10 protein-coding genes are annotated in these 12519 nt (G+C 72.6%); 4 read left to right on the forward strand and 6 right to left on the reverse strand.

Annotated features, from left to right (window positions below):
• Positions 1-185 precede the first annotated feature (185 nt).
• The 4 genes from htpX (at position 186) to ABD979_RS05350 (ending at position 5053) form a co-directional block, all read left to right on the forward strand.
• The gene (gene htpX / locus ABD979_RS05335; RefSeq protein WP_345506412.1) at positions 186-1058 is read left to right on the forward strand and encodes a zinc metalloprotease HtpX; all 873 of its coding nucleotides are present in this window, start codon (positions 186-188) and stop codon (positions 1056-1058) included.
• Positions 1059-1163: 105 nt separating this feature from the next.
• Complete coding sequence (gene pepN / locus ABD979_RS05340) at positions 1164-3662, forward strand: aminopeptidase N (RefSeq protein ID WP_345506413.1); 2499 nt, start codon at positions 1164-1166, stop codon at positions 3660-3662.
• 3 nt (positions 3663-3665) lie between these two features.
• Complete coding sequence (locus ABD979_RS05345; RefSeq protein ID WP_345506414.1) at positions 3666-4523, forward strand: hypothetical protein; 858 nt, start codon at positions 3666-3668, stop codon at positions 4521-4523.
• The gene (locus ABD979_RS05350; protein ID WP_345506415.1) at positions 4520-5053 is read left to right on the forward strand and encodes a GNAT family N-acetyltransferase; all 534 of its coding nucleotides are present in this window, start codon (positions 4520-4522) and stop codon (positions 5051-5053) included. Before ABD979_RS05345 ends, ABD979_RS05350 begins: the two co-directional genes overlap by 4 nt.
• 70 nt (positions 5054-5123) lie before the next feature.
• On the opposite strand, the gene ABD979_RS05355 is transcribed toward ABD979_RS05350, so the two are convergent.
• The 6 genes from ABD979_RS05355 to ABD979_RS05380 all read right to left on the reverse strand — a co-directional run bounded on the left by ABD979_RS05355 (position 5124) and on the right by ABD979_RS05380 (position 12416).
• Positions 5124-6644 carry an SDR family NAD(P)-dependent oxidoreductase gene (locus ABD979_RS05355; RefSeq protein ID WP_345506416.1) on the reverse strand — a complete coding sequence of 507 codons (1521 nt, stop codon included), beginning with the start codon at positions 6642-6644 and terminating at the stop codon, positions 5124-5126.
• A 124-nt stretch (positions 6645-6768) separates the two neighbouring features.
• Positions 6769-8079, reverse strand: a complete 1311-nt coding sequence (locus tag ABD979_RS05360; RefSeq protein ID WP_345506417.1) for a S1C family serine protease — start codon at positions 8077-8079, stop codon at positions 6769-6771.
• A 69-nt stretch (positions 8080-8148) separates the two neighbouring features.
• Positions 8149-9663 (reverse strand): sensor histidine kinase, encoded by a 1515-nt coding sequence (locus ABD979_RS05365; protein ID WP_345506418.1) that lies wholly within the window; start codon positions 9661-9663, stop codon positions 8149-8151.
• Between the two features lie 13 nt (positions 9664-9676).
• Positions 9677-10399, reverse strand: a complete 723-nt coding sequence (locus ABD979_RS05370; protein ID WP_345506419.1) for a response regulator transcription factor — start codon at positions 10397-10399, stop codon at positions 9677-9679.
• Between the two features lie 106 nt (positions 10400-10505).
• A complete protein-coding gene (locus tag ABD979_RS05375) occupies positions 10506-10682 on the reverse strand; it encodes a hypothetical protein (protein ID WP_345506420.1) in 177 nt (58 codons plus the stop codon).
• An 81-nt stretch (positions 10683-10763) separates the two neighbouring features.
• Positions 10764-12416 (reverse strand): DNA repair helicase XPB, encoded by a 1653-nt coding sequence (locus ABD979_RS05380; protein ID WP_345506421.1) that lies wholly within the window; start codon positions 12414-12416, stop codon positions 10764-10766.
• Between the last annotated feature and the right edge of the window lie 103 nt (positions 12417-12519).

Consider the following 12519-nt stretch of genomic DNA (forward strand, 5'->3'; position numbering starts at 1 on the left):
ACCTCGGGCGCCGGGTCGGGGACGGATGACGCACCGTCGCGCACGCCCGGTCCCGGCCGGTGCTCGATGCGTCCCGCCCGGCGCGGAAGCTGCGTCATCGGTCCCGGTGGAGCCACCGCGCGTCCAGCGGACTCACAGGAGGCTCCCAGCGGGAACACGCGGTGCGGGCTGCTCGTTCTCCCGGCATGCACAACCACTTCAACGGGCTCAAGACGGCCGCGCTCTTCGGCGGCATCTGGGCCCTGTTGCTCGGGCTCGGCGCCCTCATCGGCAACGGACGCTTCATCTGGCTCTTCGCGCTCATCGGCGTGGCCACGACGTTCTACGGCTACTGGAACAGCGACAAGCTGGCCATCAAGGCCATGCACGCCTACCCGGTCTCCGAGGCGCAGGCGCCGGCGATGTATCGCATCGTCCGCGAGCTCTCCACGGCCGCAGGCAAGCCCATGCCCCGGCTCTACATCAGCCCCACCCAGGCGCCGAACGCCTTCGCCACCGGCCGCAACCCGCAGAACGCCGCCGTCTGCTGCACCGAGGGCATCCTCGGGCTGCTCGACGAGCGCGAGCTGCGCGGCGTGCTCGGCCACGAGCTGATGCACGTCTACAACCGCGACATCCTCACGAGCTCCGTGGCCGCGGCCATCGCCGGTGTCATCACCTCGATCGGCCAGATGCTGATGTTCACGAGCATGTTCGGCGGTAGCTCCGACGAGGACCGCCCCAACCCCCTCGCGCTGCTCGCCATGAGCCTGCTCGCGCCGATGGCCGCGATGATGATCCAGATGGCCATCAGCCGCACCCGCGAGTACGACGCCGACGAGGACGGCGCCAGGCTGACCGGTGACCCGCTCGCCCTCGCCTCGGCGCTGCGCAAGCTCGAGCAGGGCGTCGCGCGCGCCCCGCTCGCGCCGCAGCAGGACATCGTCAACGCGAGCCACATGATGATCGCGAGCCCGTTCCGCGCCCAGGACGTGACCCGGTTCCTCTCCACGCACCCGCCGATGGAGCAGCGCATCGCCCGCCTCGAGACGATGGCCGGCGGCCCGCACCGCGGCTGAGGCCGGCACCCCACGGCCCGAGCCGCGCGACGCCCACGTGGCGGCGCGCAGGCCGGCAGGCCACCCGAGCGACGGCGGGGCGCTCCATCTGGCAGGCTCGGGCCCATGCGCAGTCTCACACTGGCCGAAGCCCGCGAGCGATCCTCGCTGCTCACCGTCACCTCGTATGCCGTCGACCTCGATCTCGACCAGGGTGCGGAGGTCTTCGGCTCGCGCACGAGCGTCCGCTTCACGTGCGCGCAGCCGGGCGCCGACTCGTGGGTGGACCTCAAGGCGCGCTCGGTCGAGACCATCTCGCTCAACGGCCGCTCGCTCGACCCCGCCGACGTCGTCGACGGGCGGCTGCCGCTGCGTGACCTCGCCGCCGACAACGAGCTCGTCGTCGCCGCGACCATGGCCTACAGCCACGACGGGCAGGGCCTGCACCGCGCGACCGACCCCGCCGACGACCGCGACTACGTCTACGGGCACCTCTTCCTCGACGCCGCACCGAGCGTCTACGCGTGCTTCGACCAGCCCGACCTCAAGGCGCCCTACGACGTGACGGTGCGGGCGCCCCTCGACTGGATCGTGCTCGGCAACGGAGCCGCCACGCAGTCCGGGGCCGGCACGTGGCACCTCGAGACGACCAAGCCCCTCGCGACCTACTTCATGACCGTCTGCGCGGGTCCCTACGTCTCCGTGCGCGACGAGCACGACGGCATCCCGCTCGGGGTGCACGCCCGTGCCTCCCTCCGCGAGCCGCTGGAGCGGCACGCCGCCGAGCTGTTCGACGTGACGAAGCGCTCGTTCGACTACTTCCACGGCCTCTTCGGCATCCGCTACCCGTTCGGGGAGTACCACCAGGTCTTCGTGCCGGAGTTCAACGCCGGCGCCATGGAGAACCCGGGCTGCGTCACCTTCCGCGACCAGTACCTCTACCGCGGCGCCGCGACGCGCGACGAGCTGCTGACGCGCGCCAACACGGTCAGCCACGAGATGTCGCACATGTGGTTCGGCGACATCGTCACGATGAAGTGGTGGGACGACCTCTGGCTCAACGAGAGCTTCGCCGAGTACATGAGCCACCGGTGCCTCGTCGACGCCACCGAGTTCACCGACGCGTGGGTCGACTCCTCGATCGTGCGCAAGGTGTGGGGCTACGGCGCCGAGCGCTCACCGTCGACCCACCCCGTCGCCGGCGTCGAGGCGCTCGACGCCCAGAGCGCCCTGCAGAACTTCGACGGCATCTCGTACGCCAAGGGCGCGGCCACGCTGCGCCAGCTCATCGCGTACGTCGGTGACGACCAGTTCATCGCGGGGGTGCGGGCCTACCTGACCGACAAGTCCTACGGCAACGGCACGCTCGCCGACTTCCTCGCGGCCATCGAGACCGCGAGCGGCAAGGACCTGACGTCCTGGTCGCGCGCGTGGCTGCTGACGGCCGACCGCGACACGCTCTCGGTCGAGGTGCAGGAGCAGGGCGGCGTCGTCGGGTCCGCGGTCGTGCACCGCGAGTCGCCGGCCGACCGCCCGGCCGACCGGCCGCACGCCTTCGACGTGGCGGGCTGGACCGACGGCCGCGAGGTCGCTCGCGTGCGCACGACGGTCAGCGCCGACGAGACGGTGCTCGCCGAGCTCGAGGGCGGGCCCGTGCCGGCGCTGCTGCTGCCCAACGCGAGCGACCTGACGTGGGCCCGGGTGCGCCTCGACGACGCCACCGTCGCGGGGCTGCGCGAGCAGCTGGCGCAGGTGCCGGACGAGCAGGCCCGGGCCGTCGTGTGGTCCGCGCTCGTCGACGGCGTGCACGGCGCGACGGTCGACCCCCGCGACTTCCTCGACGTGTTCGACGCGGCTTGGCCGCTGGAGACGAACTCCTCGATCCTCACCCGCGTCGCCTCCTACGCCGAGCACCGCGTCGTGCCCTTCTTCGTGCCGCGCGCGGAGCAGGCCGACGCGCTCGCCCGGCTCAACCGCGCCGGCACGGCGCTGCTCGAGCGCGCCACGCCGGGCACCACCGAGTCGCTCGCGGCCGCCCGCCTCGTCGCGGGCACGAGCGACGACGAGGCGCTGCTGCAGTCCTGGGCCGACGGCCAGGGCCTGCCCGCAGGCCTCGAGGACGACGGCGACTTCCGCTGGATCGTCGTGCGCAACCTCGCCTCCCGCGGGCTCGTCGACGCCGGTGACATCGACGCCTTCCGGGCCAAGGACGACACGCTCCAGGGCGGCCTCAACGCCCTGATGTGCCGGGCCAGCCTGCCGGACCCCGAGGCCAAGGCGTGGGCGTGGCAGCAGCTGACGGGGCAGGAGGGCCGGTCGAACTACGAGATGGTCCACCTCGCGCGCGGCTTCTGGGCCGCCCCCGACGACGCGCTCGTCGCCGACTACGTGTCCCGCTACTTCACCGACGTGCCGGCCATGTCGGGCTGGGTGGGGGAGGACGCGCTCTCGCGCGTCGTCCTCGTGGCCTACCCGCGCGTCTTCACCGACGAGACGGCCCGCCTCAGCGCCGAGACGATCGCGCGCGACGACCTGACGCCGGCGGTCCACCGCTCGCTCGTCGACGCCGATGCGGAGCTGCGCGAGGCGCTCGCGTCCCGGGCAGCCTTCGGCGCCGCCGTCTGAGCCGTGGCGACCCCGACCCGCGCCGAGCTGCCGTCGGTCGTCCGTGAGGTGACGGACGCGCACGTCGCGCTGCTCGGCGCGCGGTGCCCCGGCCTGCTCGAGGGGCTGCACCTGCACGGCTCGATCGGCTTCGACGGCGAGTTCTGGGGGCGCAGCGACATCGACTTCGTCGCCGTCGTGCAGCACCGGCCGACGGCGGCCGAGGTCGAGGTGCTGCGCCGCGTCCACACCGAGCTCGAGCGGCGGTGGCCCGAGCCGGCATACGACGGCTTCTACGTCGTGGCCGACGACCTCGCGGGCCCGCCGGACGTCGTGCCCGACGTGCCGGGCGTGCTGCACGGCTGGTTCGACGTCGGCCACCACGCCGACGTCGTGCACATCACCTGGCGCGAGCTGCGTGACCACGGGGTCACGGTGTGCGGCACGGAGCTTCGTGACCTGCAGGTCTGGAGCGACGACGGGGCGCTGCGTGAGGCGACCCGCCACAACCTGCGCACCTACTGGCGCGCGCAGCTCGAGGCGGTGGAGCACCACCCGCGCGAGGCGTCGCTGCCGCAGGCTGCCGAGTGGGGCGCCCTCGGCGCACCACGGCTCGTCCACCTCCTCGTCACCGGCACGCAGACGTCGAAGTCGGGCGCCGGCCGCTGGGCCCTCACCGCCTACCCCGCGCACCGCGAGATCGTCGAGGAGGCGCTGCGGGTGCGCGAGCGCCCCGACGACCCGACGACGTATGCCGGTGACCCGGCCCGTCGTCGACGTGACCTCATCGCGTTCATGACGCAGGTCGTCGCCGACGGGCTCGCGTCGCCCGAGCCCGAGCCCGAGCCCGAGCCCGAGCCCGAGCACGGGTCGGGCACGTGAGCCGCGCCATCGGTGCGAGCGGCTGGGTCGTCGAGCTCGCCGACGTGCGCAGCCCGGCCTGCGAGGCGCTGCTGCGCGACTACTACGTCGAGGTGAGCGACCGGTGGTACCGACTGCGCGAGGGCCGGGACTCGACGCCCGAGGAGATCGCGACGGGCTTCCCGCAGATGCGCAGCGACGACCTCGCCCCGCCGACGGGCGCCTTCGTCGTCGCCCGTGACCTCGACGACCCGGAGGTGCTCGGCGGCTGCGTCGGGGTGCGCCGGCTCCGCGACGCCGACGGCGCCCGGGTCGCGGAGGTCCGGCGGCTCTTCGTGCGACCGGGCCTGCGCGAGGCCGGGCTCGGGGGCAGCCTGCTCGCGACGGCGGAGGAGGTCGCCCGGGTATGGGGCGTCGGCACGGTCCGCCTCGACACGCGCCGCGACCTGACCGAGGCGCGGGCGCTCTACGCGAGCCACGGGTGGTCGGAGGTGCCGGCCTTCTCGGACGCCTTCTACGCCGAGGTCTGGTACGCCAAGAGCCTCGACTGACCGCTCCGTGCGCATCGCTGGAGGTTCTCCGGCACCTGGCGCCGACAGAGCTCCACCGTCGGCACCGCGGTCACCAGGGACTGGGCTCGTAGTCCTTGACGAAGCAGCCGTAGAGGTCCTCGCCGGCCTCGCCGCGCACGATGGGGTCGTAGACGCGGGCGGCGCCGTCGACGAGGTCGAGCGGGGCGTGCCACCCCTCGGCCGCGATGCGCAGCTTCTCGTCGTGCGGCCGCTCGTCGGTGATCCAGCCGGTGTCGACGGCGGTCATGAGGATGCGGTCGGTCTCGAACATCTCGCCCGCGCTGGTGCGCGTCATCATGTTGAGCGCCGCCTTGGCCATGTTCGTGTGCGGGTGGCCGGGGCCCTTGTAGCGGCGGGAGAACTGGCCCTCCATCGCCGAGACGTTGACGACGTAGGCCCGTCGCGCACCGGCGGCGACGGCGGCCCGCATGGCCGGGCGCAGCCGCGAGACGAGGATGAAGGGCGCCGTCGAGTTGCACAGCTGCACCTCGAGCAGCTCGAGCGGGTCGACCTCCTCGACCTTCTGGGTCCACGAGTTGGTGCGCTGGAGGTCGGGCAGCAGGCCCCCGGCGTCGACGGCCGTGCCGGCGCGGTGCGCCTCGAGGCTCGCATTGCCGGCCGACAGCGCGAGGGCCGTCATCGAGGCGGCGGTCTGGGCGGCGATGGCGTGCTCGACCGACTCCCCGTCGTGGTGGGCGACCGCGTGCGAGCCGAGCGCACCGGCGATCGAGGCGGGGTGCGCCTCGCTGATGCGGTCGAAGGTCACCATCTCGGGCAGCCGCACGCCGTCGGGCAGCGGCGCCGACTCGAGCTCGACGAGGTTGCTGTAGGCGCCGGGGGAGCGGCGCACCGTCTGCGCGGCGTTGTTGACGAGGATGTCCAGCGGCCCGGCCGCGGTGACCTCGTCGGCGAGCGCGACGACCTGGGTCGGGTCGCGCAGGTCGATGCCGACGATCTTGAGCCGGTCGATCCAGTCGGCGCTGTCCTCCATCGACGCGAACCGGCGCATCGCGTCCTTGGGGAAGCGCGTCGTGATCGTCGTGTGGGCGCCGTCGCGCAGCAGCCGCAGCGCGATGTACATGCCGATCTTGGCGCGGCCGCCGGTGAGGAGGGCCCGCTTGCCGCTGAGGTCGGTGCGCTGGTCGCGCTTGGCGTGGCTCGTCCGCGCGCAGTCGGGGCAGAGCCAGTGGTAGAACGCGTCGACGAGGGTGTAGTCGCGCTTGCAGATGTAGCAGCCACGCGGGTTGACGAGCTCGCCCGCGTAGGCGCCGGTCGCGTTGGACACCAAGGGGATTCCCTTGGTCTCGTCGTCGATCCGCATCGGTGAGCCGGTGGCCGTCGACTCGATGACCTGCCGGTCGGCCTTGCGCTCGGCCCACGTCTTGGCGTTGCGGCGGTCCTTCTTGAGCCGCTTGTACATCAGCGACGCGGCCCGCTTGAGGGTCTCGAAGTCCGGGTCGTCGATCTCGAGCGAGGGGGCCAGGGCCAGCACCCGCACGGCGGTCGCGACGTCCTCGGGGGGCAGGCGCACGACGGCGGCGGGGTCCAGCTCGTTCTCGGTCTCACTCACCGCGCAAGGGTACGCGTGCGGTCCCCACCGCCCCCAATCCGCGCGCCCCGCGCGGGGTTGGCCTCGCCCGGGTCACGTCCGGGGTGTCGTCCCCGTCCGTGACCCGGCGCGAAGTTCTGGGACGTCAGTTCGACGTGGCGGGCTTGACCGCGAGGGTGACCTGGACGTCCTGGCGGCTGCCGCCCCGGATCACCGTGAGCGTCGTCTTGTCGCCGGCCGTCATCTCGCGGATCTGCGCGACGAGGGCGGTGGCGGAGTCGACGCGCTGGCCGTCGACCGCGATGACGACGTCGCCGTTCCTGATACCGGCGTTCGCGGCGGGGGTGCCGCTGCTCACCGAGACGACCTGGGCGCCTGCGCGCTTGGCCGCCCCGTCGGTGACGACGGTGTCGCGGGTGCTGACCCCGAGGAAGGCGTGCTCGGCCTTGCCGCTCTTGATGAGCTGGTCGGCGATCGACTTGGCCTCCTTGACCGGGATGGCGAAGCCGATGCCGATGTTGCCGCTCTGGCTGCTCGAGCTCTGGCCCAGCGAGGCGATCGAGCTGTTGATGCCGATGAGCTCGCCCTTGCCGTTGACGAGCGCCCCGCCGGAGTTGCCGGGGTTGATCGCCGCGGACGTCTGGATCGCGTTCGTCACGACCTCGTCGCCCGAGGACTGCTGCTGGCCGAAGGGCGACTCGCTCGACGTGCCGGTGCTGACCGGGCGGTCGAGGGCCGAGACGATGCCCGTCGTCACGGTGCCCGAGAGCCCGAGCGGGTTGCCGACGGCCATGGCGGGGTCGCCGACCTTGAGCGCGTCGGAGTCGCCGAGGCTGATCGGCGTCAGGTCGGAGGGGCCGTCCGTCAGCTTGATGACGGCGAGGTCGGTCGACGGGTCGGTGCCGACGATCGTCGCGCCGTAGGTGCGCCCGTCGCTCAGCGTGACGGTGATCGCGCCGTTGCCGGTGGCGTCACCGACGACGTGGTTGTTCGTCAGGATGTGTCCGCTCCGGTCGAAGACCACGCCGGACCCGGCGCCCGACCCCTGCTGGGTCGTGACGTCGATGCTGACGACGCTGGGCGCCACGGCGGCCGCGACGGCCCTCCAGTCGGGGCTGGAGGCGTTGCCCTGCACGACGGTCGGCGACGTGGTCTGGTTCTGCTGCGTCGTCGACGTGGAGGCCGGCGTCGTCGTCGTGGAGGTGCCGGAGCCGTTGAGCGAGGTGACGGCATACGTGCCGCCGCTCGCGAGGACGGCCGCGAGCAGGGCCGTGACGGCGGTCTGGCCGACGCGCCGGTCGCGCTTCGGCGTCGGGCGCGAGCCCTCGCCGAGCGGCGGCGTCGGCGGCGCGGGCGGCGTGGGGGGACCGGCCGGGGCGGACTGGCTGTAGTAGTCGCCCTGCGTCGGGATCTGCTGCGGGATCTGCTGCGTGCGGTCCTCGGGTGCCAAGGTCATGGCTCCTCCTCGATGTGGTCTCTTGGTCCCCATTCCACCGAGGCAGCTTTGGTCGCGGTTGTGCCGTTCCTAGGAATCGGCTGTGGCTTGGTGCCGGGTGGCCGACGCGGGCCGCCCGCCGCCGCCCGGCGAGCGCCTCGGCAGCTCGACGGCGAAGGTCGCCCCGCCGCCGGGGGTCTCCGCCACCCGCACGCGCCCCCGGTGCGCGCCGACGATGGCGTGCACGATGGCGAGGCCGAGCCCGTTGCCCCCGCCCTTGCCCCGGCTGCGCGACCAGTCGGCCCGGTAGAAGCGCTCGAAGACCTCGTCGCGGTCCTTCTCCGGCACGCCCGGGCCGTGGTCGCGCACGTGCAGGGCGACGTGGCCGTGGTCGAGCGGGCCGACGAGGATCTCGATCGGCGTGCCCTCGGGCGTGTGCACCCGCGCGTTCGTCACGAGGTTCGTCACGACCTGGCGCAGCTGCTGCTCGTCGGCCTCGAGCTCGGTCGGTTCGATGGGCCCGTGGATGCCGGTCGCGACGATGTGCCGATCCGGCGCGATGGTCCGCGCGTCCTGCGCCGCGTCGGCGGCGAGCACGGCGAGGTCGACGGTCTGCAGCTCGAGCGGCCGCTCCCCGTCGAGGCGCGCGAGCGTCAGCAGGTCCTCGACGAGCCCGCTCATCCGGTGCGCCTCGGACTCGATGCGGCCCATAGCGCCGGTGACGGCGTCCGGGTTGGTCAGCGCCCCCTGGCGGTAGAGCTCGGCGTAGCCGCCGACGGCCGCGAGCGGGGTGCGCAGCTCGTGCGAGGCGTCGGCGATAAAGCGCCGCATCTTCTCCTCGTTGGCCTCGCGCACGGCGAAGCTCTGCTCGATGCGGGCCAGCATCGAGTTGAGCGAGCGCGACAGCGACGCCACCTCGTCGTCGGTGTCGGGCACCTCGACGCGCTGGGTGAGGTCGCCGACGGCGATCTGGGCCGCCGTGTCCTCGATCCGGGTCAGCGGCCGGAAGGTGCGCCCGACGAGGTACCACCCGAGCGCCGCGCTCACGAGCAGCGCGATGGCACCGATCGCGCCGGCATAGAGCAGGAACCGGTTGACCGTGCTGTCGAGCGGCCGCAGCGGCAGCGCCGTCACGACGACGAGGGTGCCGCCCTCGTTGAGCTGCGCGAGGGCGAGCCACTGGCCCTGCCCGCTCGTCGAGTCGACGCGGAACGGGCGCCGGTCGACCACCTGCGGCGAGGTCGCGCGCAGCGCCGGGATGCGGGCCCGGTCCGACTCCGTGACGGCCTCGAAGATCGAGACGGTGGAGCCCGTGCGCACGTCGGTCGTGCGCGCCGTGAAGCCGGAGGGCAGCCGCGTGCCCGCCTCGGCCAGCTCGCGTGCGTCGATGGAGGAGATGCTCGCGGCGTAGACGCCGAGCTCGCTCTCGGCCTGGTTGAGCAGGTAGCTGCGCAGCAGCGCGCTGACGACGAGCGTCGTCAGCGCGAGCGCCACGGCGATGAGCCCGAGGGTCACCCCGAGCAGGCGCCACCGTAGCGGCACCGCCCGCAGGCGCTGGCCCACGGTCCGGTGCGCGCCGCGGCGCTCGGCGGTCTCGTCCGTCACGTCGGACGCCCGGTCAGGGGGTGGTCAGCTCGGGAGGCACGCGCAGAACGTAGCCCACGCCGCGCTTGGTGTGGATGAGCGAGGGCCCGTCCGCGTCGATCTTGCGGCGCAGGTAGGAGATGTAGGACTCGACGATGCCGGACTCGCCGCGGAAGTCGTAGTCCCACACGTGGTCGAGGATCTGCAGCTTGGACAGCACCCGGTTGGGGTTGAGCAGCAGGTAGCGCAGCAGCTTGAACTCGGTGGGGGACAGGTCGATGACCCGGCCGCCGCGGCGCACCTCGTGGGAGTCCTCGTTGAGCTCGAGGTCGTGGAAGCGCAGGGTGGCGCCCTCGTCGACCTGGCCGCGCGTGCGCCGCAGCACGGCCCGGATGCGCGCGATGACCTCCTCGAGGCTGAACGGCTTGGTGACGTAGTCGTCGCCGCCGACCGTGAGCCCCTGGATCTTGTCGCCGGTCGCGTCGCGCGCCGTGACGAACACGATGGGCTGCTGCCGGCCGCGGTCGCGCAGGCGGCGGGTCACCTCGAAGCCGTCGACGTCGGGCAGCATGACGTCGAGCACGACGAGGTCGGGCTCGGACTCCGCGGCCATGGCGAGGGCCGTTGTGCCGTCGCCGGCCGTGTCGACCTCGAACCCGGCGAAGCGCAACGACGTCGCGAGCAGCTCGCGGATGTTGGGCTCGTCCTCGACGACGAGCAGGCGGGCCTCGGGGGCCGATGCGGTCTGGGTGTCCACCCTCACAGTGTCAGGGCGTTCGCTGGGAGTTGGCTGGGAACCGCCGACCGATCCCGTGTGCCGTCCGCGACGTCGCGCGTCAGGCCAGCGCTCCCCGCCCGTCGGCTCAGCGGCGGCGGGCCTTGGCGAGCGCCTTCTTGAAGTCCTTGCCGCACATCGAGGCGCAGTCCTGCGCGCAGAGACGCTTGATCACCACGGGGCACCTCGTGCACCGCGGGCTGTCCTTGCAGCACTTGGACTTCGGCTTGAGCTTCGCCACGTCCTTGGCCTTGAGCTTGCCCACGCGCTCGATGGTAATTAGGTGAGGCTCTCCTGACCTAATTCGGCCACCCAGTGGGACGGCCGCCCGCTCGGCGGGCGGCCCTCAGAGGTCGTCGGCGTCGACGATCCGGTAGGCGTAGCCCTGCTCGGCGAGGAAGCGCTGGCGGTGCGCGGCGAAGTCGGCGTCGACGGTGTCGCGCGAGACGATCGTGTAGAAGTGCGCCGTGCGACCGTCGCCCTTGGGCCGCAGCACCCGGCCGAGGCGCTGGGCCTCCTCCTGGCGCGAGCCGAAGGTGCCGCTGATCTGGATCGCGACGCTCGCCTCGGGCAGGTCGATGGAGAAGTTCGCGACCTTGCTGACGACGAGGGTCGTGATCTCGCCGGTGCGGAACGCGTCGTAGAGGCGCTGGCGCTCCTTGACCGTCGTCTCGCCCGTGATGACGTCGGCGCCGAGCCGGTCGGCGACCTCGTGCAGCTGGTCGAGGTACTGGCCGATGACGAGCGTCGGCTCGCCCTCGTGCCGCTTCGCGAGCGCCTCGACGACGGGGAGCTTCGCGTCGGAGCACGACGCGAGGCGGTAGCGCTCGTCGGGCTCGCTCACGGCATACGCCATCCGCTGGCCCTCGGGGAGGCTGACGCGCACCTCGACGCAGTCGGCCGGGGCGATGTAGCCCTGCGCCTCGATGTCCTTCCACGGCGCGTCGAAGCGCTTCGGGCCGATGAGGCTGAAGACGTCGGCCTCGCGGCCGTCCTCGCGCACGAGCGTCGCGGTGAGCCCGAGCCGGCGGCGCGCCTGCAGGTCGGCCGTCATGCGGAAGATCGGGGCCGGGAGCAGGTGCACCTCGTCGTAGACGACGAGGCCCCAGTCCCGGGCGTCGAGCAGGTCGAGGTGGGTGTAGGTGCCCTTCCGACGCGTCGTCAGCACCTGGTAGGTCGCGATCGTGACGGGCCGGATCTCCTTGCGGGCACCGGAGTACTCGCCGATCTCGTCCTCGGTCAGCGTGGTCCGCTTGAGCAGCTCGTCCTTCCACTGCCGCGCGCTCACCGTGTTCGTCACGAGGATGAGCGTCGTGGCCTTGGCGGCCGCCATCGCTCCCGCGCCGACGAGGGTCTTGCCGGCGCCGCAGGGCAGCACGACGACGCCGCTGCCGCCGTGCCAGAAACCGTCGACGGCGTGCTGCTGGTAGGGCCGCAGGTGCCAGCCGTCCTGCTGGAGCTCGATGGGGTGCGCCTCGCCGTCGACGTAGCCGGCGAGGTCCTCGGCCGGCCAGCCGACCTTGAGCAGCTCCTGCTTGAGGGTGCCGCGCTCGCTCGGGTGCACGAGCACCGCGAGGTCGTCGATGCGCTCGCCCGTCAGCGGCTTGATCTTCTTGTGCCGCAGCACCTCCTCGAGCACCGGCCGGTCGGTCGTGCGCAGCACGAGGCGGGTGCCCTCCTCGGAGTCGGCGAGCCCCTCCTTCTCGAGGGTGAGCCGGCCGTAGCGGTCCATCGTGTCGGCCACGTCGACGAGCAGGGCGTTGGGGACGGCATACCTGCTGTGGCTGAGCAGGGCGTCGACGACCTGCTCGGCGTCGTGCCCGGCCGCGCGAGCGTTCCACAGGCCGAGGGGCGTGATGCGGTAGGTGTGCACGTGCTCGGGGGCGCGCTCGAGCTCGGCGAACGGGGCGATGGCGCGTCGCGCGGCCTCGGCGTTCGGGTGGTCGACCTCGAGGAGGAGGGTCTTGTCGCTCTGGACGATCAGGGGTCCGTCATTCATCGTCAGTGCTCAACCCTGCCCTCGGTGCGATGTATTCCACGGTCACCCGGGACCGCGGAACACATCGAACCGGCGGCGGGGACGGCTCGTGCCGTGGTGACAG

Origin of the sequence: Terrabacter aeriphilus (genome assembly GCF_039542985.1) — a bacterium.
Lineage (GTDB): Bacteria > Actinomycetota > Actinomycetes > Actinomycetales > Dermatophilaceae > Terrabacter > Terrabacter aeriphilus.

Bases quoted from the DNA above. Each gene is read 5' to 3' on its own strand.
- ABD979_RS05360 (WP_345506417.1), bottom strand. From the start codon at position 8,079: ATGACCTTGGCACCCGAGGACCGCACGCAGCAGATCCCGCAGCAGATC.
- htpX (WP_345506412.1), top strand. From the start codon at position 186: ATGCACAACCACTTCAACGGGCTCAAGACGGCCGCGCTCTTCGGCGGC.
- ABD979_RS05380 (WP_345506421.1), bottom strand. From the start codon at position 12,416: ATGAATGACGGACCCCTGATCGTCCAGAGCGACAAGACCCTCCTCCTC.
- pepN (WP_345506413.1), top strand. From the start codon at position 1,164: ATGCGCAGTCTCACACTGGCCGAAGCCCGCGAGCGATCCTCGCTGCTC.